Source organism: Shewanella sp. BC20, assembly GCF_003129585.1.
Lineage (GTDB): Bacteria > Pseudomonadota > Gammaproteobacteria > Enterobacterales > Shewanellaceae > Shewanella > Shewanella seohaensis.
Genome location: NZ_NHRI01000017.1, coordinates 46,511 through 67,605 on the forward strand (window position 1 = coordinate 46,511; position 21,095 = coordinate 67,605).

16 protein-coding genes are annotated in these 21,095 nt (G+C 47.9%); 9 read left to right on the forward strand and 7 right to left on the reverse strand.

Translation table 11 applies throughout. The annotated features are described in order from the left end of the window. Positions 1–380 precede the first annotated feature (380 nt). Both CBX96_RS16560 and CBX96_RS16570 read left to right on the forward strand, forming a co-directional pair. Positions 381–815, forward strand: a complete 435-nt coding sequence (locus CBX96_RS16560; protein ID WP_011622271.1) for a hypothetical protein — start codon at positions 381–383, stop codon at positions 813–815. Positions 816–1,360: 545 nt separating this feature from the next. Further along, positions 1,361–1,585: a hypothetical protein gene (locus tag CBX96_RS16570; RefSeq protein ID WP_011622269.1), complete on the forward strand. Its 225-nt coding sequence runs from the start codon at positions 1,361–1,363 to the stop codon at positions 1,583–1,585. Between the two features lie 115 nt (positions 1,586–1,700). Here CBX96_RS16570 and CBX96_RS16575 read toward each other — a convergent pair whose 3' ends face one another. Together CBX96_RS16575 and CBX96_RS16580 are read right to left on the reverse strand one after the other, a co-directional pair. After that, entirely contained in the window at positions 1,701–2,612 is a 912-nt protein-coding gene (locus CBX96_RS16575) for a class I SAM-dependent methyltransferase (RefSeq protein WP_109287425.1), read from the reverse strand. A gap of 6 nt (positions 2,613–2,618) precedes the next feature. Continuing rightward, positions 2,619–3,725: an AI-2E family transporter gene (locus CBX96_RS16580; RefSeq protein ID WP_011716596.1), complete on the reverse strand. Its 1,107-nt coding sequence runs from the start codon at positions 3,723–3,725 to the stop codon at positions 2,619–2,621. Positions 3,726–3,822: 97 nt separating this feature from the next. Here CBX96_RS16580 and folX point away from each other — a divergent pair, with 97 nt between their 5' ends. The 3 genes from folX to gltS all read left to right on the forward strand — a co-directional run bounded on the left by folX (position 3,823) and on the right by gltS (position 6,940). Then, a complete protein-coding gene (folX, locus tag CBX96_RS16585; RefSeq protein WP_011622266.1) occupies positions 3,823–4,191 on the forward strand; it encodes a dihydroneopterin triphosphate 2'-epimerase in 369 nt (122 codons plus the stop codon). Positions 4,192–4,261: 70 nt separating this feature from the next. After that, positions 4,262–5,152: a TIGR01777 family oxidoreductase gene (locus tag CBX96_RS16590; protein WP_109287426.1), complete on the forward strand. Its 891-nt coding sequence runs from the start codon at positions 4,262–4,264 to the stop codon at positions 5,150–5,152. A 564-nt stretch (positions 5,153–5,716) separates the two neighbouring features. Continuing rightward, entirely contained in the window at positions 5,717–6,940 is a 1,224-nt protein-coding gene (gene gltS / locus CBX96_RS16595; protein WP_086903895.1) for a sodium/glutamate symporter, read from the forward strand. 99 nt (positions 6,941–7,039) lie between these two features. On the opposite strand, the gene lepB is transcribed toward gltS, so the two are convergent. The 3 genes from lepB to CBX96_RS16610 form a co-directional block, all read right to left on the reverse strand. Next, positions 7,040–7,702, reverse strand: coding sequence for a signal peptidase I (lepB, locus tag CBX96_RS16600; protein ID WP_109287427.1), 663 nt, complete (start codon positions 7,700–7,702; stop codon positions 7,040–7,042). 328 nt (positions 7,703–8,030) lie between these two features. Further along, positions 8,031–10,532: an ABC transporter permease gene (locus CBX96_RS16605; RefSeq protein WP_109287428.1), complete on the reverse strand. Its 2,502-nt coding sequence runs from the start codon at positions 10,530–10,532 to the stop codon at positions 8,031–8,033. A gap of 3 nt (positions 10,533–10,535) precedes the next feature. Next, positions 10,536–11,285 carry an ABC transporter ATP-binding protein gene (locus tag CBX96_RS16610; protein WP_109287429.1) on the reverse strand — a complete coding sequence of 250 codons (750 nt, stop codon included), beginning with the start codon at positions 11,283–11,285 and terminating at the stop codon, positions 10,536–10,538. Positions 11,286–11,337: 52 nt separating this feature from the next. Here CBX96_RS16610 and CBX96_RS16615 point away from each other — a divergent pair, with 52 nt between their 5' ends. Both CBX96_RS16615 and CBX96_RS16620 read left to right on the forward strand, forming a co-directional pair. After that, a complete protein-coding gene (locus CBX96_RS16615) occupies positions 11,338–11,937 on the forward strand; it encodes an arylesterase (RefSeq protein WP_109287430.1) in 600 nt (199 codons plus the stop codon). Positions 11,938–12,081: 144 nt separating this feature from the next. Continuing rightward, complete coding sequence (locus CBX96_RS16620) at positions 12,082–13,149, forward strand: DUF3083 family protein (RefSeq protein ID WP_109287431.1); 1,068 nt, start codon at positions 12,082–12,084, stop codon at positions 13,147–13,149. Positions 13,150–13,250: 101 nt separating this feature from the next. Here the strand turns inward: CBX96_RS16620 and CBX96_RS16625 are convergent, their stop codons facing one another. Then, positions 13,251–13,982 carry an AcvB/VirJ family lysyl-phosphatidylglycerol hydrolase gene (locus tag CBX96_RS16625; RefSeq protein ID WP_109287432.1) on the reverse strand — a complete coding sequence of 244 codons (732 nt, stop codon included), beginning with the start codon at positions 13,980–13,982 and terminating at the stop codon, positions 13,251–13,253. Between the two features lie 7 nt (positions 13,983–13,989). Next, positions 13,990–16,542 carry a bifunctional lysylphosphatidylglycerol flippase/synthetase MprF gene (gene mprF, locus CBX96_RS16630; RefSeq protein ID WP_109287433.1) on the reverse strand — a complete coding sequence of 851 codons (2,553 nt, stop codon included), beginning with the start codon at positions 16,540–16,542 and terminating at the stop codon, positions 13,990–13,992. Between the two features lie 438 nt (positions 16,543–16,980). Between mprF and CBX96_RS16635 the strand changes: the two genes are divergently transcribed. Next, positions 16,981–19,716: an SO2930 family diheme c-type cytochrome gene (locus CBX96_RS16635; protein WP_109287434.1), complete on the forward strand. Its 2,736-nt coding sequence runs from the start codon at positions 16,981–16,983 to the stop codon at positions 19,714–19,716. A 138-nt stretch (positions 19,717–19,854) separates the two neighbouring features. Beyond that, on the forward strand, positions 19,855–21,039 hold the full coding sequence (locus CBX96_RS16640; RefSeq protein WP_109287435.1) for an SO2930 family diheme c-type cytochrome: 1,185 nt from the start codon (positions 19,855–19,857) through the stop codon (positions 21,037–21,039). Positions 21,040–21,095 lie beyond the last annotated feature (56 nt).

Genomic DNA, 21,095 nt, shown 5'->3' on the forward strand with positions numbered 1-21,095 from the left:
GCGGACAGCATTAAACGCTTAAAATATCCTCAAAAGGTCATAAAAATGCTGTTTGGGGAAATTCACACGCTGTGAATAGACTGAGAAAAACTAAGAAAATATCCACAAGGAAATGCCTGGATAACGGCGTCACAGAAAAGCGTCACTTTTTAACCAGCAAATAAATTGATATACAATCAGCCACTTAAAAATTATCCCTCTAGTCTTCAACATAGTTGTCCACAGATTCTGTGGATAACCTAATGAAGTCATCCTTTCAGATATGCCACAGGCAGCCGATCCGAGTCAAGTCATTTTCGGCAGTGACCGCCATTATTACAAAACTTGAACATAGCCGCTAAAATCGCGATACTCATGACAAATACCTATAACGAAAAGCCATGAGAACCTTATTTTTCCTTTCATTATTGTTTTTGTTTGGTTGTGGCGATGCTGGAGACAAAGAGCAGCACGTGCTCACTCCCGAAGAGGTGAGTCTCGGCTTTTTTAGCGCCATTTATGTTGACCGAGATGTGGAGAAAGCCAAGTTATATGTCGATGCTCCACTCAAAGAAGTCTTAACCCACTATTACATCGCCGCAGCGGTACAGCGTAATATGCTCGGCCTGTCGATGACCAATGTCGAAATGGAAATTGATGATATCGATATCGACTTTTTCCGTAAGTTCACCAAAGACGTCATGGTCGTCGTTAAGATGAAGGGCTTAAAGGGTGGACAGCCTTGGATTGATGACAGAACCATTCGCCTGCATAAAATTGGCGGCAAATGGATTATCGTTGAGTTCATGCCTGAAAAACGTAAGGTGAATGGCTAAACGATCTTCCCCACTCTACTTGCAATCCCACAACGGATAAAAAAATAGCAACCCTAGGGTTGCTATTTTCATGTGCTTGTATTTGTTACTTCAGACTCAGAATCCGCACTGTAAACCTTAGGTTTACAAGACTTAGACCGCTTCTTCTTCGCTCTGTGCAGGTAAAGACGTCATCACGTCGTCTTTAACTTGGTAGTAAGCGTTTTCGTATTCATGAACTTCCATAACAACTCCTGCTCGATTTTGTAAGGTCGCAAAGGCATGCCGTTCTATGCTGACATTTTGCCCATGAGGAAAGGGAATTTCCGTGGCGCAGAGTATACCAAAGCCAGATTGATAATTACAGAAAACTTTCAGTTTTGTTTCGATGTAAAAGATAAAAACGGTTTATAACGCTTTAAAAGCCGCAAAAACGTATCTCAACATGAAAGCCTTTCAGTTGATATAGCCTAATGCACTAAAGAGCGCGTGCTTACAAACAAAGAATCTAGGAAGACGGGCACAAACTGCTATCAATTAAATAATGATGCGAGTAGGAGGTCGATATGAATGCCATCATTGAGTTTGAAGCCGCAAAACTCACTACCTTATTCAGCCACGGCGATATCTTGGGGATCCATATGTTTATGGATCAAATGAATATCCCGCTCGATGTGCAGGATAAGCTCTATGCTGAAATTTCTGCGCTTAAGCACTTAGACCCACACAATGTCAGTCTTGCCATTGAACATCATGGGCAATCGCAACTCTCAGAGCGATTAAGCTATTAACAGGCTAGTTAAGTAAAGATGGGATAAGGCGCGAAGCGACATCATTAGACGCCATCATAAAGCCTCTCAAGGTCTTATGATGGCATTTTATGAAGTGTTTAAGAGACCAGAGGGCTTACGCCTTTAAGCGGTAGCGCAGCACCTTTAATGATTTCTCCTCAGAAACATCAACAAATGCGGCGGGATTGGGTAAGCGCTCAAGGTATTCGAGTGCAGGCGCGGCGTCTTCGACCTGCTGGCGCAAAAATTGAGTATCGAGTTCCGGCGCATTTAAGCAGAGTAGCACCTCGGCATTCTCGGCTAACAACTCTGGTAAATGCCTGATCAAACGCACGTAATCCTTAGTCGCCACGAAACTGCCCTTTTGATTACTCGGCGGATCGGCAACGACTATGTCATAGGGGCCTAACTTACGTAACTTACCCCATGACTTAAAAATATCGTGCCCTAAGAAACGTGCGCCCGCACTAAAGCCATTGAGAAGATGGTTCTGCTTGCCTATGGCTAACGCCCCTTTACTCATGTCCATGTTCACGACTTCATCGGCGCCGCCCTGCAGTGCTGCCACCGAGAAACCACAGGTATAAGCAAACAAATTCAGCACTTTCTTATGGCGAGCATGAACTCTAACCCATTCACGGCCATTGGCCATATCGAGGAACAAACCGTGGTTTTGTCCCCGCAATAAATGCACCTGAAACTGGGCGCCGTTTTCGCTGACAACATGGGGATCGGGCACCTCACCCGCCAGAACTTGGCTAAAGGTTTCACCTGCACTGCGGTATTGATACACCAAGTTTAACGGCCGATTGGGCTGTATCGCTTGCCAGCGCGCCGTAATCGCCTGTTGGCACTGGGCCAACTCAGCCGCATCGAGGGGAATAAAACTGGTCAATAACAATACTGGCGCGAACCAATCTAAACAAAGATGTTCGCAGCCGGGGTAATAACCACCGCGGCCATGGAATAATCGCGTGGCATCTTCACCGACTTCTATCGTCGCAAGTGCATCTATAAAACGTTGCATTATCTACTACTTATTATCTGTTGAATGGGTATCGACAGGTTCAGAAATCGGAGCGGTGCTTGTCGATTGGCTCACCAGTTTATCATCCACATCGTCGGATAATAAAATGGCTAACCAGCTACCACTCTTGCTGGATTCGAGGGCTATCTTGACGACCATGGTTAAGGGAACCGACAACAGCATGCCCACCGAGCCCAGCAACCAGCCCCAAAAAATTAATGATAAAAACACCACTAAGGTAGAAAGCCCAAGACCGCGGCCCATAAATTTAGGCTCGACCAGGTTGCCCATCACCATATTGGCAGCAACGTACAGCAGCGCAGTACCGCCAGCCGCTGCGGGGCCTAATTGGATAAAGGCCAGTAATACGGCGGGAATGGCCGCGATAATCGAGCCAATGTTGGGAATATAGTTGAATAAAAAGGCAATAACCGCCCAAAGCAGCGCGTAATCCACCCCAATCACCGCAAGCCCCACGCCGACAATCAAGCCTGTCGCTAAACTGACTAAAGTCTTGATCACCATATATTGATTCACCGATTGCAGAAAACGGTCAATCTGCTGCAAACGCATGTCGGGATCGTCCAGTGCCAAGTGCAGTTTTTTCGGCAAAGATTGCGCCTCAAACAACATAAAGACGATGGTCAGAATGATCAGGAACAAATTCGCCATCACATTGCCGACACCCGAGAGCATATTGGTGGTCATAGACAACGCCATGCCGGGGTCGAAATAGGCCAGCACTTGTTCCTTGGAGATTTGGATATTCAGCGCCTGCAACTTATGCAGCACCCAAGAAAACTGCTCCACCAGCTGATCGCGATACTGCGGCAACTGCTTAGAAAACTCGTTAATGGAGCTGCCTACCAGAGAGGCGAGCCACAAGCCCATCAACACGATAAAACCCATCAGCAGGATCACGGCGAGCCATTTAGGTACGCGGTATTTGGTCATCAAGCCAATCGCCGGATTACAGATCACCGCAATAAAACTGGATAATACAAAGGGAACAACAATCGGGCTGGCGGCCTTTATCCCTGCCAAAATAATCACCACAAAGGCCATGACGGCAAAACCTTTGTAAGCGGCAGACGGCGTATTGGAACGTGTCATGGCGTAAAAATCCTTCTTGATCTTAGATAAAGTTGTTAGGCTAGCCCAAGAAAAGTCTCAAACTCAATCACCTAAGCCATAAAACTAGATTGTCATTATGAAACCAGAAACCGCGATTATACGCATTAAAAACTTAAGACTGCGCACTTTTATCGGTATAAAAGAAGATGAAATCCAAAATCGGCAGGATGTGATCGTCAATGTCGTCATTCACTACTGTGCCGACAAGGCGCGCAACAGTGATAATGTCGACGATGCGCTGAATTATCGTACCATCACAAAAAAAATCATTGAGTTGATTGAAAACAATCGCTTCTCACTGCTCGAAAACCTCACCAGCCAGACATTAGCCATCGCCAGTGAACATCCTTGGGTCGAATTTGCCAGTGTCGAAATCGACAAGCCCCACGCCCTGCGCTTTGCCGATTCGGTGTCGATGGAGTTGTGTTACCAAAAACAGCAATAAAGTGATCCCCGCAAGCCCGTTATCGTATATTGCTTATAATCAAAGAAAACCATCAACCAAGGACTCGACGATGAAGATATTGATAACGGGAGCTAGTGGGTTTATTGGTCAGCAGTTAGTCGCCCATTTAGCCAATGAGCATGAATTGGTCTTGCTCACCCGCCACCCCGGCACCAGTCGGCAACTATTAGGCCCGCAGCACCAATATCTCAGTACCTTAGATGAAGTTGATGATTTAAATCATATCGATGCGGTGATAAATCTCGCCGGCGAGCCGATTGTTGCTAAACGCTGGAGCGCGCAGCAAAAGCAGCGCATCTGCGATAGCCGCTGGAATACCACGGCGCGACTGAGCCAACTGATTTTACACAGCTGCACCCCACCCAAAGTGATGATAAGTGGTTCAGCCATCGGTTTTTATGGCCGCCAAGGCGCCATCCCCATCGATGAAACCGCAGCCCCACACCCCGAATTTAGCCATGATATTTGTCAGGAATGGGAGAGACTCGCGCAGCAAGCCGCCACCAAAACCCGCGTCTGCATCCTACGCACGGGTATAGTGCTTGGCCATGGCGGCGCACTCGCGAAGATGTTGCCACCGTTTAAATTGGGGTTAGGTGGACCAATAGGCCACGGCTGCCAGGGCATGAGTTGGATACACATTCAGGATATGGTGGCGCTGATAGACTTTTTACTCAACCATGACGAATGCGAGGGCATTTTCAATGCCACCGCGCCTAATCCTGTCAGTAACGCCGAGTTTGCCACCACCCTAGGTCGAGTGTTAAACCGCCCGACCTTTATCACAACTCCAGCCGCGATGCTGCGACTCGCCATGGGCGAAATGGCGGAGTTACTCATCGAAGGGCAATTTGTGATCCCCAAACATGCGCTAGATGCGGGGTTTAGCTTCCGCTTTGAGCGACTCGAACCTGCGCTAAGGGACGTACTCGCGAGTTAACAGTTTTTTCGACTCCGCCATTATCGGTAACTGGCTTGAGAATAAAATGTTACCAAGCGCGGAGTCGAGGGTTAACGCCATGCTGAATAATGGCTTGAAAATCAGAGATAAAAATCCCCTGTGGCGATTTATTTATCGACGTGATTTTTTGCAATGCAGCACTCGCATCTGGCAACAGCCGAAAAACATAAATGCAACACAATGATTTTAAAGACAATTTAACGACATTGACGCATTTTTCTGTTACACTCCCCACCTCTTGCTTATCGCTATTGACGTGTTAGCGCCCGCACTGAAGCACAGTTAACACTCCGAGCAAGTTCATTATCTTCAGTATCCGCACCCTCTGTCGCGATGCTGATCAACTACACCAATACGGTTCATATTCGCGCTTAATACTCCTTCTCCAGTCTTGGGGATTGATAAGAATCTGTCCTTAGATCGCGCGTTTAACACTTAGCATTAGATAATGCTAAATAACGAGATGGGTCGCCCTCACTCAGCTTGAATACAGCCAGCTTGAGTACAGCGGTATTCCCACAAAACCATTTGTAAGGAACTATCATGCACACCACTTATACAATTGGCGAACTAGAGTCGTTCTTAATTGCTATCTTCGTGCTGTTTATTGGCCATTCCATCAATCGCCATGTGCGTGTTTTTAGACAATACAATATTCCCGAACCTATCGTTGGCGGACTGGTCGTCGCCGCCGTCGTGGCCTTTTTACATTTCCAAGACATCACCCTCGCCTTTAGTTTACCCATGCAAAATACCTTAATGCTGATGTTTTTCAGTACGATAGGTTTATCTGCAAACTATAAGCTACTGCTCAGTGGCGGCAAAAAAGTGTTTATCTTTTTAGGCGTCGCTTCGGTCTATATCGTCATTCAAAATGCTGTTGGGGTGAGTCTTGCAAGCCTCCTCGGTTTAGACCCCATCTTAGGCCTTATCGCTGGCTCGATTACGCTGTCAGGCGGCCATGGGACAGGTGTTGCCTGGTCACAAACCTTTGCCGAAAACTACGGCATCAACACCTTAGAGCTTGCCATGGCGGCGGCCACCTTTGGCTTAGTCATGGGCGGCATTATCGGCGGCCCCGTCGCGCAACGATTAATTGGCAAACACAATCTGGTCTCAAGCTACGGCATGGGCCGTAAACACCACGCCACGCATCCTCAACTGGTCACCTACGATCAGCTCGAAGAAGACCAAGTGACCGCTAAGACAATCATCGAAACCCTGTTTGTACTGCTGATCTGCGTTGCTGGAGCCAAATGGTTTACTGTGTTTGTCAGCGAATATCAGCTGAATTGGCTCAAGATGCCGGACTTTGTCTATGCCCTGTTCCTTGGGGTTATCATCGCCAATATCACCGAAGTGACCCGAGGTTATAAACCCCATACTGAGAGTATCGATGTGATAGGTACTGTGGCGCTGTCATTATTTCTCTCTATGGCCTTGATGAACCTCAAGTTGTGGGAAATTTTGGATCTGGCTATCCCACTACTGATTATCCTGCTGGTGCAAACCGCAGTGCTGGCGGTATTCGCCTATTTTGTGACCTTTAAAATCATGGGCAGCAACTATGACGCGGCGGTGATCACCGGCGGTCACTGTGGCTTTGGTATGGGCGCCACCCCTACTGCGGTGATGAATATGGGCGCACTGGTGTCACGCACAGGCCCTTCTCCGCAAGCCTTTATGGTGGTACCGATTGTCGGCGCCTTCTTTATCGATATAGTCAATTTAATTGTATTGCAGGGCTACCTCAGCTTTTTGATGTAATCGCACAAGGTTTTGTGAAAACGCTTTATCATCAAACAAAAATGGCGCCGATAAGGGCGCCATTTTTATATCTCGTGAAGAGTGAAATCTAAGGACAAGTTAGAACGCGCGCATCATGCGCTCTGGCCGCGGCAAGTAATAATTGTTGTAATCCAATGAGAAGACCACGGAGCTTGAGCGGCCAACAATCTCCTCCCTGGGCACAAAGCCTATGACTCTTGAATCGGCACTGTTATCTCGATTGTCCCCTAGCGCCAAATACTGGTTACCAGGAACCGTAACTGGGCCAAAATTAGCCAGCTGTGAGGGCTGCGGATTAAGTCGAATACTGTGGGCTATGCCGAGGAGATCCTCCTGCCACTCGGTGACATTCGCTGGTGCATAGGCACTTAATGTTTGCTGTGTATATGCGAGTGGTTTGCCATTTAAATACAAGCGATTATCCCGCATCATCACAGTATCACCGGGTACGGCGATCACCCGTTTAATCAGCTTTTTATCGGCTTTTTTAGAGTCGAACACGATAATATCCCCACGTGTTGGGTCCGCAAGCTTAACGAGTGGGATATGGGTAAATGGCACTCTGATATCGTAAGCCATCTTATTCACCAGAATGCGGTCGCCCTCAACAATCGTCGGCAACATAGAGCCTGTCGGCACAGTATTCCAATCGGCCACGGCGCTCCTGAACACCAGCATTAGGCTGATAAACAATAAAATGGAGCGATTATCTCTAAGTAATGTTCTTATTCTTTTAAACATTCTGTTTATCTCCCTAAGGCCAAAATCCAGCAATCTTCTCGTTTGATGACAGTGCTAAGCTATCGATTGCCTGACGTAAGCAACGCTTGCTCGTTAAATAGACTCATCAATCTCGACTAAGTTCTTCGCGGATAACATGATGGCTTTTTCCATTTGTAAGCCAATGTGACAAATGCTCAAACTTAGCCTCAAACTTTGCCTCAACCTAAAACACTCAAATAATCGCCATTAAAAAAGCACTGGTTTAGGCCAGTGCTTTTTATTTTACAAAAGTGGTTTAAAAATAATGGCATTACGGCATTTGCCTTAACCGCTAACGCACCTTAACTTAAGCGCCCGCTTTTAATAATTCGGCGCAGGATTGATTGAGCAATTGGCGGCAGCGCCAAACACCCAGCAGCGCAACTAGCAAGGCACCGCAGACAGGGGCAATCCCCCACCAGGGCCAGTGCATATACACATTAAGTTCAAACACTTGGGTCTTTAACAGATACAGGGCAAATTCGGCCACTATCACTGCAAGCACCCCAGCTATGCCCCCCAGTAACGCAAATTCAAGTCCAGTGGCGCTACGCAGTAACCAGCCAGAAGCGCCAAAGGTGCGCAGCACCGCGAGTTCACGCTGGCGTGTCGCCATTCCCGCCTCGGTTTGGGCAATAAGCACTAAAGAACTGGCCAGTAAGACGAGAACCAAGACCAACGTCAGCGACAGGGACACCTGCTCAATAATCTGCCGCAATTGCCCCACCATAGCGCCGACATCGATAATCGACACCGTTGGGAACTGCTGGATAAGTTCGAGGATCACTGTGCTCTTCGGAGCATCACTCCCTTGCACATCCGTTTTTTTGTCGTCGAGGTAGAAGCTTGCCATCGAGGTATAGGCAAAGGGCGCTAGCGCTTCTTGAGTGAAGATCATAAAGAAGTTTGGCTGCATGGTTTCCCAGTGCACGGCACGGATACTAGCGACCTTGACCTTAAGCTCTTGGTTATCAATCATATAGGTCAGCGTATCGCCCAGCTTTAGACCTAAACGATCGGCAACACCTGACTCGACAGAAACCTCATCCGCGGCCTGATTAAAATGCCCTTCGACCAACTCGTTGTTGGCGGGCAAGGTGTTGCGCCAGGTGAGATTAAGCTCGCGGGAAATACCTACTCGTCCCTTCTCTCCCGCTTGGGCCTGTTCGTCGGAAATCAAGGTTTCACCATTGATTTGAGTCAAGCGGCCGCGAATCACGGGATAGATATCCGTTGCAGCTATGCCTTTTTGCGCCATAAAGTCATTTAATGGCTTAGCATCATCGGGGGCGATATTGACCAAGAAATAGTTGGGCGCGTTCTCGGGCAGCTGTTTTTGCCACTCGTTCAGTAAATCTTGCCTCAGGGCCAAAATGGTCAGTAGTAATACCAAGGCCGCACTAAAGCCCACCAATTGCACCGCATTTTGCCGCGCGCGGCGGCGTAAACCCGCAAGTGCCAGTTGCAAGGGATTGGTGGTTTTCATGCCAACACTGTGACCAAGGCGGATCATCACAAAGCCTAAAATACTGAGCAATACGCCCAGTAGCAGCACAGCCGCAACTACTGTGAGTGTCAGCGCCCAGCTTTGGGAATACAAATATCCCAACAGTGCCATCGCCCCTAAACTGAGGAGTAAATGCAGCCACATGCCGAGCTGCAAACCTTCGAGCTGTCTTTGTAAGACCCGTAGTGGTGGAATTGCCAGCAGACGCATTAAAGGATAGGCCGAAAACATAAAGGCGCTGATAAGCCCTGTGCTGATCCCAAGCAGTAGCGGCCGCGTCAACGGCGGCGAATAGGCAGCGATTTCAGGGGGTAACAGTTGATTAATGCCTAAATCCAGCAGTGCCCCGCCGATTAACCCCAGCACAATGCCAAACAGCGTCACCAGCAGTAAATGGATGCCGAATAGTCGACGGATTTGAGTTGATGAGGCGCCAAAGGTTTTAAGCATAGCCACCACATCATAATGACGTTGGCAGTAACGCTGGGCGGCAATCCCAATCGCGGCGCAGGCCAGCGCAATACCGAGCAAGCTTGCCAGCAATAAAAAACGCTCCGCCCGCTTCACCGCGCCCGCTATCGGAGAGTCACCAGACTGCACATCGACCCAGCGCTGGGAATTATTCAGCAGCGGTTTAACGCTATTTTCAAAGGCGCTTAAGGCGCTTTCTTCACCCACAAATTGATACAAATACGTCACTCTGCTGCCGGGTTGGATAACCCCAGTCTTGGCGACATCTTCAATCCGCATTAATACCACGGGGGAAGAAGCGAATGGGTTAAAACCCGCATCGGGTAAGCGGCTGATTTCTTGACTTAAACGAAACTCACTGTTGCCTAACTCCAGTGTTTTCGGGTATCCCAAGAGTCCCCCTAAGCGACTCTCGAACCACACCTCATCGGCATGGGGCAAGCCTTGGGCTTTTTCATCTTGGCCATTGGCCGCTTTAAGTTCTATGTCGCCCTTAAGTGGATAACCAGACTCAACCGCCCGCACTGTGACTAACTGAAACTTATCCCCCGCATACACCATGGAGTTAAATTGCATATTGGTCACATGCTTAAGACCAAGCTCGTCGGCCTTAGCCAGAATGCTGGCATCAATTTGAACGGGAGAGTCGATAATACGATCGGCGGCGATAAACTGGGTCGCTTGCCCGTTTATCGCGACCTGCAAGCGCTCGCTGACACGCGCAAGACCGCTGACCGACAGCACAGCCAAGGTAATGGCGAGGATAATCAATAACAACTGCCCCTGTTGCAGCTCGCGCTTAAACAGGCGCCATGCCAAATTAAGCTCCATGGGTTAGGCCTCCTTGGCGCTTAATTCAAGGTTGTCATTCACGCTGTGCGATGAGGTCGAATCTAACTCTTCCTGTAAGTGGCCGTTGTCCATAACCAGTTGCCTTTGGCAGCGCTTCGCCAATTGCAAGTCGTGGGTGACTAGGATGAGCGTGGTGTGGCTCTCTTGGTTCAGCTCAAACAACATATCGGCAATTTTATGGCCGTTAACACTGTCCAAATTGCCGGTTGGCTCGTCGGCAAATAGCACCTTAGGTTCACAAATGAAGGCGCGAGCAATGGCCACCCTTTGCTGCTCGCCGCCGGATAGCTGTTTAGGTAAATGGGTCAAACGGTGGGATAACCCCACGCGCCCCAGCATGGCCTCGGCCTTCTCCTTGGCATTTTTAACCCCAGCAAGCTCGGCCGGTAGCATCACATTTTCGAGGGCAGTTAAGGTATCAACTAACATAAAAGATTGAAAAATAAAGCTCACTTTCTGCTTACGCAGCGCGGCTTTCTGTTCTTCATTGAGCGGTGATAGGGCTTGGCCATCGAGCCAAATCTCCCCCGACGTGGGGGTATCGAGCGCGGCGAGTAAGCCAAGCAGTGTCGATTTGCCCGAACCAGAGGGGCCTAATATCGCCACACTTTCCCCCTGCTTGACATCTAAGTTAATGCCCTTGAGGATAGTGAGCGAACCTTCCTGAGTAGTCACCGATTTTTCGAGGTTAACAACATTGATGGCACTGTTTTTTGAAACGACGTTAGACATAGGATCCTTCTTATACAAATCGTTCTTGCGTCAATCGCTTAGATGCAAGCCGATGGCAAAGGCCGTGAGCACCTGCATCCTGTTAAGTCTGTTTATAACCACGCCAGTTCAGGCGGCGAAAGTGTTGATCCTCGGCGATAGCTTAGGTGCCAGCTATGGCATGTCGGAACAAGTAGGCTGGGTGGCGCTGCTGCAAAAAAATTTACCCGAGCATGAATTTACCAATGGTTCGGTAAGCGGTGAAACCACAGCGGGCGGTTTGCGTCGTTTGCCTGCGCTGCTCGATTCCGTAGCCCCCGATTTGGTGGTGGTCGAACTCGGTGGTAACGATGGTTTACGTGGATTCCCCCCGACGCAACTCAAAAATAACCTAATCCAAATCATTACCCTAGCTAAAAATAGCGGTGCTAAAGTGCTACTGACCGAAATTATGGTACCGCCTAACTATGGCCCTCGCTATACCCAAAAGTTCACCCAAGTGTATCAAGAGATTGCTAAAGACGAGGAGATTGCATTAATCCCCTTCTTTATGCAGGACATTGCTCCCCATCCTGAGTTGATGCAAAGGGACGGAATTCATCCCAGTGAAAAGGCCCAAGAGAAGATCGCCACTTGGATGCAACCTTGGATTGAAAAAGCAATAACTCAATAAAATCGCTGCAATTTTAAGCTAATAAACAGCTTGCTGATGTAAAGTTGCATTTAAGCGATAAAAACATGCTCCAACGCAACATTAACGCCTGAGATAAACAGTAAAATTCGTGTTAGCAAATGGTTAACCCAACAAGGAGTCAATATGTCCCTTAGCCATCAGCAAAAAGTGTACATACCCAAGGAAGCTCGTACCAACCAGTACATCACCGCCGAAATTAAAGTCACGGATGAATTACTGGCGCAATACCCCGATTACCATAGCTGTTATCAAACCTTAAGCCGCATTATTTTTAACTTGGCAGAACAACACGATCTCCGTAACGTTCATGTGATCACTAACGATAAACTGCCAGTCGTGCGTTACCACACCGAAGCCTATTGTTTCCAAACCGCTGAACAAATTCTGTTTTTTTACAATCCCGCCTATCACGAGGCACAAAACCTGTTCACCGAGGACAACTACCGTGCCCGCAAACTGCGTATTGTGTTCTTAGCGACAGGCGATGAGATCCGCAGCAACTCGGCCAATTTCCATACCCGAGTACGAGAACTCCTAAACGAATTAATGCCTAAGCTGCCGATTAAAGATCTTAAAGTGAAGATCCGCGACCATCAGCATTTATCCTATGATTTATTCGCTAAATCAAAAGGTAATAAAGAAACCTACGGCTATAAACTCAGAGCCATTGCACCAAGATACAAGGCTAGAAAATGTGACCTGCCAGAAAATGTTAGCTCACTCACCTATGTCACCGTCAGCCTGCCGCTGAGTCGTAAACTCAAACAAGGTTTACTACCGGACTCCGCAACGGACTTTAGCCCGTTATATCAACATCTTGAAGATAACTTCCTCAAGGCGGCGACTAATAAGCAATTAACGCGATTGGCTATGATAGCCAACGGCTTAACTCCCTTAGTGCGTAACAGTAAGTTTGAGAAACTCGACAGCAAGGCCGAAGTACAAATGATCGGTTTTGACCCAAACGCAACCGAGCAACAAGTGATCCGCCGCTGGGATGCCGACAACTTAGTCGAAGCCGCGCATTTTACAATCGTCGCGGGCGCCAAGGACTGTGATGACTCCGGCTATGGCCGTTTTATGAATAACGTCGAAGCCGCGCTGAAAACCTTTGCCGCCGAGATTGGGCTAGATCCAGAACGTGAAGATCTCGTCGTGCGCTTCCACCAGCACATTAGCTACCAGCTCTAGTCATTCGCTGTAGCACAACCTAAAACAAAGGGCGCATCTGCGCCCTTTTTATGTTTTATTCCAAAGCATTAGGCTTATATGACGCCATGCACTAAAGCGCGCTAACTTGGCTTTAGCCAACCTTTTATCAACTTGACCACTTTATCGTAATCATCGTCAAAACTGTGGCCACCGCTTAACTCCATCACAGTGACATTGGGCTGCTTGACCTCAGGGCATAAATGCAGCGGCGCATCGTCCTCTTTACCGTAGAGGCAAAGCATAGGCACAGTGGTTTGTTTGTTCACTTCGGGCAAGGTTAAGTAACGAGCCGATTGATTATCCGAGGTGACAATCTCGCTCACATGGATTTCAAAATCCGAAGATTGTGAAGGAGAGAGTAGCACAGCCCCCAAGACATTCTTCCGATACCGCGCGGGCATCTCATTTAGCACAAAGGGGATAACTTCGGCCCCAAAGGAATAACCAATCAAAATCACTTTTTGCGTGCCAAATTCCGCCTGGTACTTGTCGATTATGGCTAAGGTATCTTGGGTGACATCTTTGGGATCTTTTTGTTTCCAATAGTATTTCAGCGAACTCCAGCCGACCACTGGCCAGCCCTGCTGCTGTAAAATACCCCCAACGGCTTTATCAAGCGTCGCCCAACCGCCATCGCCACTCAAAAAAATCACCAGCGGTGGTTTGGTGTGGGATGAGGCAGCGTTTACCTGTGTTGATGGTTCGACAGGCAACAAGGTTAGCCCCAGATTATCGGCAAACTCATCGGCAAAGGCGTTAGCAGTTGAACATAAAAGTAAAACGCTCAGTATCTTGATTAAGGATTTCGTCATCTCGCACCTACTTTTTAAATACGCCAGTTGCACCACGACTCGTTAAGGTCACCAAACTACCCACCACTACGGGTAAAGATAGCCCGCCATAACAAATCAAATACTTAGCTTCCCATCTTGGATTAAACTTATCCTTATACCTTCTAAGTCCCTGAAAGTTGTAAAATTTATTTCCCTTCTTATAAACCGTTTTGGCAAGCTTGGTCCAAAACGGCACCAAGGCTCTATCGGTTAATCCAGACATGGGCGCCATGCCAAGATTAAACTGTTGATATTCTTGCTGTTTGCCCCAAAGCAATAGCTCAGTAAACAAAAAGTCCATTATATTACTACCCGATAAATTCGGCAGATAACGCATCAAATCAACGGAGAACTCCATTTTGGCGGCACTGGCCCACACATTGGAAAAAGCCACCAGCTCGCCATTCAAATACACTAAGGCCATTGGTGTGGCGCACAGGTAAGCGGCGGAGAAATAACCAACCGAAAACCCCTTTTCTCGCCCCTGCTTAGCCTTAAGCCAACTGGTTGAAATAGCCTCTAATATTGGCAATAGACTCTGCACTTCACTTGCATCGACAACCTTAAAGCTCAAGCCTTCCCTTAATGCCTTGGCATGACTCTGCCGCAAGCTGCGATACTTACTCGACTGTAATTCAAATTCCGCCAAGGACACTATGGCCTCTTCGCCGAGTTTATACAGGCTCAACCCTTGCTCTAAAAAGTGGGGTAAATACTTTTGCGTCACTTGATAAAACACTGGCCAACCATCGTAGGCGTCACACAGCTCGCGAAACTGCCACAGGAGATCATCAAATTTATCTGGATTACCGATAGGATCGCCCATCACCACCCAGCAATGTCCGGCGCGGGCATACATTAAGAAGGCATCTTTATCTTCATTAAATAACAGCGATTTATCTTGTACTAAGGCAAGATAACCGTGGCTACTCGGCGCATCAGCAACAATCTCCATGGCGCAGTTCAAGGCCGAGCTATCTAGGCGACTTGTATGGGGTTTTCGCACCGCAAGCACATAGCGAATGGCAAAGCCGAGTAGAATCGCGAGAGCTATCGCACCGCCCCGTAACGCACGGGACACATGGCTATCCTGCGAGAAGGTTAACCAGAGCGAATGGTCATAATCCACATCTTGGTAGGCAAAAAACAACACCCACACCATCAAAAATAATGCCGCGGCGAGGGATAATAACCAGCCGAAGGAATATTTAACGCCCACAATCGAACCTTGGCGATAAAACACCTGTTCACAGGGCAGCATTAATAAATAGATAAGACCGAGTGCCAGAGAAATCTGCCACTCTGCACCCTTAAGCACAATAAAAACAATAGCTACTAATAACAGCTTTTGGGTGAGTACAAAGGCTTTTTGATAACGCTTAAACAAGCCATGGGATAATAACAGCAACAAAATACCACTGGCACTCAATATTAAGCTCGACAATTCGACTATCGGCAGTGGCACTATCTCCCCTAGCCAATGATATTTGTGCACAATGGAAGGATTAACCACTGACAGCAATAAAACTAAACCGACGGAAAACACACTAATGCTTAATAGTGGTGGTAATAACTGCCTGACAATATGTAAATCAATATTTATCTTAGATAATTTATCCTTATTACTTAATACTAAACCCGCCACAAAATAAATCAGGGCCAGCATAAAAGGCACAATATAATAAATGACCCGATACACAATCACCGAGCCCAGTATTTGCTCAACGGGTAAATACTGGGATAAGGTCACTGTAACCACAGATTCAAAAACACCAATCCCTCCAGGCACATGGGCAAGCACCCCGATGGCATTTGCCACAAAGAAAATACTGAGCACTTGAAGGTAACTTAAGCCATCCACCGCAGGCAGCAGGGAATAGAATAATGTTCCCACCACTAACCAATCGAGTGTCGAAACCACAAACTGCTTTAACGACTGAGACAGTACGGGAGGCGCAAACTCAAACCCACGAAAATAAATCGTTTTTTTACGCCATAGACTAAACAGAAAATAGCCTACGACACCGAGCAGCATCAGAACACCAAACACGCGGCTTAAGGAAAACAACCACGTCGGCAACGGCAAATCAGCCAGTTGCTGCGCGGGGAAGTTAATCAGCGCGATACCACAAATGAAGAATAACCCGAGGAAAAAAGTCACCGAGCAGGCGAGCACTATTTGAGTTATTTGATTTCCGCTTAACCCTAACTCTGAATAAAACTTATAGCGTATCGAAGTGCCTGTGAGTAATGAAAATCCTATGGTATTGGAAAAGGTAAAGGCTAAAAATGAAACGGGAGCGACCTTTTGATAGCTTAATGATGAGCCAAGTTGTTTAATCGCAAGATAATCATACAAGGTCAACATTAAGTAGCTTGTCACAGTCAATGCAACGGCAAGCGCAAGCTGTGAAAATGAAAATAATTTAACCTCAGCCAAAATATCATTTAATTGATAATCCTGCTCAAGGTTATACAAAAGCAATAACGAGACTGTGAATATTAGTAAGCTAATAATCACCCGGATGCGTCTCCCCATTTTCATCTCCACATATTGTTAAGGGGGTAAATCAAGGTTAATGACCATTATGGATAAAGCATTAAATCTGAATTAACTTTAATTTATTATTAAGCGCTGTTTTAGCGAAAGATTTTTAACATAGTGATTTTTGAGTGGCAATCAAATTAAGCGTTAACTAGATGATGTTTTATTCATCTTGTAACAAGTATGTTTTAATTTGCATTAATAATATCCAACCGCCTTATCTGAACATAAAAACACCCGTAAGGGTATTCAGTTCCCCCCAACCACTTACCCATATTTTGGGATAAGAATATTGAGCTTAAATCGAGTCACGTAAAAATATCTCCCCTGGCCGCCGCGATGACTTGCACCATTTTGGCCATATTTCACATTGCCTTTTGCTGCCCCTAGCGCATTCTGTTAACGAAATAATAACAAAAAGCAGGAGCATCTATGTTCAACAAGACGACACACCCACTGGTGAAGAAGGGCGTTAAGGCGACACCACGCCACCTTTGGCCAAGTAACTCCCACAGGAATAAAGCTCAAAGTAAGGCGAATTGGCTAATGCCAACTGGGGTCGCCCTACTGATGGCTTTTAATCTCACGGGTTGTTTTTCTGACGATGATCCAGCACCAGAGGTCGTCACGCCACCCGTGGTGCAGCCCCCTGAAACGGGCCCCACCTTCCCCGAAGGCGCCATCAAAATCCTGCCGGGGGATAATCTCACTACCCGTATTCAAGAAGCCTTAATCAACGCGCAAAGTGGCGCTGTGATTGTGCTTCCAAAGGGCACCTTTAATATCGATTCGACATTACTGTTCGATGGCGACGTGGATGGGGATGGCAGTTATGCCAAAAACGTCACTATCATGGGCTACGGGATGAAGGACACTATCCTCAATTTCGCCCAAGCCAACTCGGGGGATGGGATTTTCGTGCAAAATGCGCTGAACATTACCATTCAAGATCTGTCAGTCAATGAAGCCAAAAACAACGGTATCAAGCTTAAAAATACCAATGGCATCATACTGCGCCGCGTGGGGGCGGTGTGGGAAGGTGAGCTCGACAAAGATAACGGCGCCTATGGTCTGTATCCCGTTGAGTGTGAAAACATTTTGATTGAAGACAGCTATGTCCGAGGCAGTGCCGATGCGGGCATTTATGTAGGCCAATCCCAATATATTGTGGTGCGCCGCAATATCGCCAAGGAAAACGTTGCTGGGATTGAAGTCGAAAACTCTAAGTATGCCGATGTGTATGACAACGAAGCCATGGGCAATACTGGCGGGATTTTAGTGTTCGACTTGCCAATCAATAACCACAGATACGGCTCTAGCGTGCGGATTTTCAACAACAAAGTGTATGACAACAACACGCCTAACTTCGCCAACGCCTCGGCCAACCCCGCAGGGGTGCATATAGTGCCGCCAGGCACAGGGGTGATTGTGCTGTCGACCGCCGATGTGGAAATCTTCAATAACGAAATTACCCACCACGACACCTTAGGGGTGACTGTCAGCAGCTTCTTTATTGCAGAACCCGATATGACCTCCTTTGTCGGCAACTATGGCCAACCAGGTCAAGCCATTGAAGATGGCTGGCGCCCAGTGCCGCGCAATATCTACTTGCACGATAACGTGATCACTGACTATGGTAGCAAACCTAAAGGTTATTTAATTCAAGACATTATCCGTGCGTATGTCATCAGTCACGGCACCTTGCCCGGCGTGCTCTACGACGGCTTAGGGGAAATGCTTGCCAATAACGGCACCGCCGCTTACCTCGGTTTAAAAGAGGCCCCCTTTGCCACAGATGGCAGCGATAATGTCTGCGCCAGTGATAACGGTGATGTGTCCTACGGCAGACTCTATGCCAACAGCAACACCGACATCAGCATCGCCGATGTGCAATACGAGAAGACCCAGAACAACCTGCTGAAATGTACCCAGGTGAGCCTACCCGTGCACACAGTCACCTTCGCGGGCCAAGTGTTTGGCTGCGGGGTTGACGATAATACCGCGGGTTGTGATGGCGGCGTGCTCGTTGGCGGCGGAGGCACTATCGGTGAAGGCGAAGGTGGTTTAGTGGGTGATGGTGACCAAAGTCTTTGTCAGGCGACGGGTTCAAACGTCAGTTGGGATGCGCTGCTAAAAGCAAACTGCCCTAAACTGTCGGACTACAATCTGTTCAGCGATGCCAAAAATCCCACGGCAGGGCCTAACTCGGGCGGTGTCCCTTACGATCTTAACACTCAGCTCTTTACCGACTACGCCAGTAAATACCGCTTTGTGTATTTGCCTTCGGGACAAAAAGCCAGTTACTCCGAAAACGAAGCGTTTGATTTCCCAGTGGGTAGCGTTATCGTCAAAACCTTTGCCTTGCCAAGCGATACCAGTAAGCGTGGGATCAGTAACGAGAGTTTGATTGAAACCCGTTTGCTGATCCATCGTCCAACGGGTTGGAGCGCCCTGCCCTATGTGTGGAATGCCGATAAGACAGATGCGACGCTGGCGAAAGCCGGTGCAATTAGCAGTCAAACCTTAAGCTATAAAGGAGAAAGCCTCACCTTTAATTACATGGTCCCGAGCATGAACCAATGTAAGCAGTGTCACCAGTTTAAGGCCGATGACAACAGCAACGCCGTGTTTGTGCCTATTGGTCCTAAGGCGCGCCATTTAAACCGCAATTACAGCTATCAAGATGGCACCATGAACCAACTGCTGAAATGGGAAAGCCTAGGGATTTTGCAGGGATTACCGAATCTGAGCCAAGTACCACAAGTGCCCGCCTACCATGATGGTGATGAAGCCACAGTCGCAAGCTTAAGCGATACCGCATTAATGCAAACGGCTAAAGGTTATCTCGACATCAACTGCGCCCATTGCCATAGACCCGAGGGCAACGCCTCTAACACAGGTCTTAAACTCGAATACTGGCGTGGCTATAGCGATGATGCGGGTTTCTCCCACGGTACCTGTAAATCGCCGGTCGCCTATGGCGGTGGAAACTTAGGTTTCGACGTAGTGCCTGGCAATGCCGCTGAGTCCATCATGCACTTTAGAATGCAAAGTACGACCCCGGGCGATCGTATGCCTGAAATCGGTCGCAGCCTATCCCATGATGAAGGCGTGGCGCTGATCAGCGAATGGATTAAACGCCTGCCTGCAGCAAGCTGCTCGCACTAGCGTTAACGGTAACAATGGGTGAAAGCAGGCTTGCAATCACCCACTTGCTTACCACTCCAAGACTGAGCGACACCCTGACAGAGAAGGCCGACTTAGGCCTTCTTATTTCAAGCAACAGCTTAAAGAGCGGATAATCCAATGAAAAACCGCCTAACACTCATCGCAATCTTCAGCCTAACGATGTTAGTAACAGCCTGTGGCGGCGGTGACAGCCAAAGCAGCGATAATGGCCAAACGCCGACTCCGCCGACGACACCAACTGTACCGACAACGCCCACTAGTTTGTGTGTGAATACAACTGGGCAAGTTAACTGGCCCGCCTTAATGGCAGAGGACTGCCCAGAATTAAGTCAATATGGGCTCTTTATCGACCCCGCAAACCCCACCGCGCAGCCGCAAGCGCCGGGATTTGGTTATCAGCTCGCCACGCAGCTGTTTTCTAATTACGCCAGTAAATACCGCTTTATCTATTTACCCGCAGGCAGCAGCATGCAATACCAAGCGCAGGAGGCATTCGAGTTTCCAACTGGCGCCGTGCTAGTCAAAACCTTTGCTCTGCCACAGGATACGGCTATCACAGGCATAGCCAACGAAACCCTTATTGAAACGAGGCTATTGATAAAACGCTCCCAAGGCTGGACTAGTCTGGTTTATCAATGGCAACAAGGTGAAGCAAAGCTGCTTACCGCGGGCGCAAGCGTGCACCATTCCCTGATTAATCAAGGCCAAAGCCAAAGCTTTGATTACAACATACCGAGCCGCGCCGAGTGCAAAATTTGCCACCAGATCAATCAAGATAACAGCAGTCTAATCATTCCGATTGGCCTTAAAGCCCATCTCTTGAATCGCGATATCATCGACCAAGGGCAAAGCGTCAATCAACTCAGCCTCTGGGCCAAACAAGGCAAGCTTGAGCAGTTACCCGAGTTAAGCCAAGTCGCTAAAACCTATGCCATAGACAACCTCCAAGCCGATTTAACCAGCCGTGCTAAGGGCTATTTAGATGTTAACTGCGCCCATTGCCACAGCGCCAAAGGCTATGCCAGCATCTCCGGCTTACGCCTTGGGTTTTATATCGACCATACCAGTTATCAATATGGGATCTGCAAACAACCACCGGGGTGGGATGGTGGCCCTAAAGGACTCGATTACGATATCGTTCCCGGCAATGCTGACCACTCGATTTTGCTCTATCGCCAAACGCTGTCAGAACCTAAAGATCGCATGCCGCCCATTGGTCGCAACCTTGAGCACCAAGAAGGCGTGGAATTAATTCGTCAATGGATAGATTCACTGGCACCAAGTTTAGGGAATTGTACTTAGATGGATGACTAGCACTTATCAACGCTTAGGAAAGAGATACAGGCAATATGGCTGTA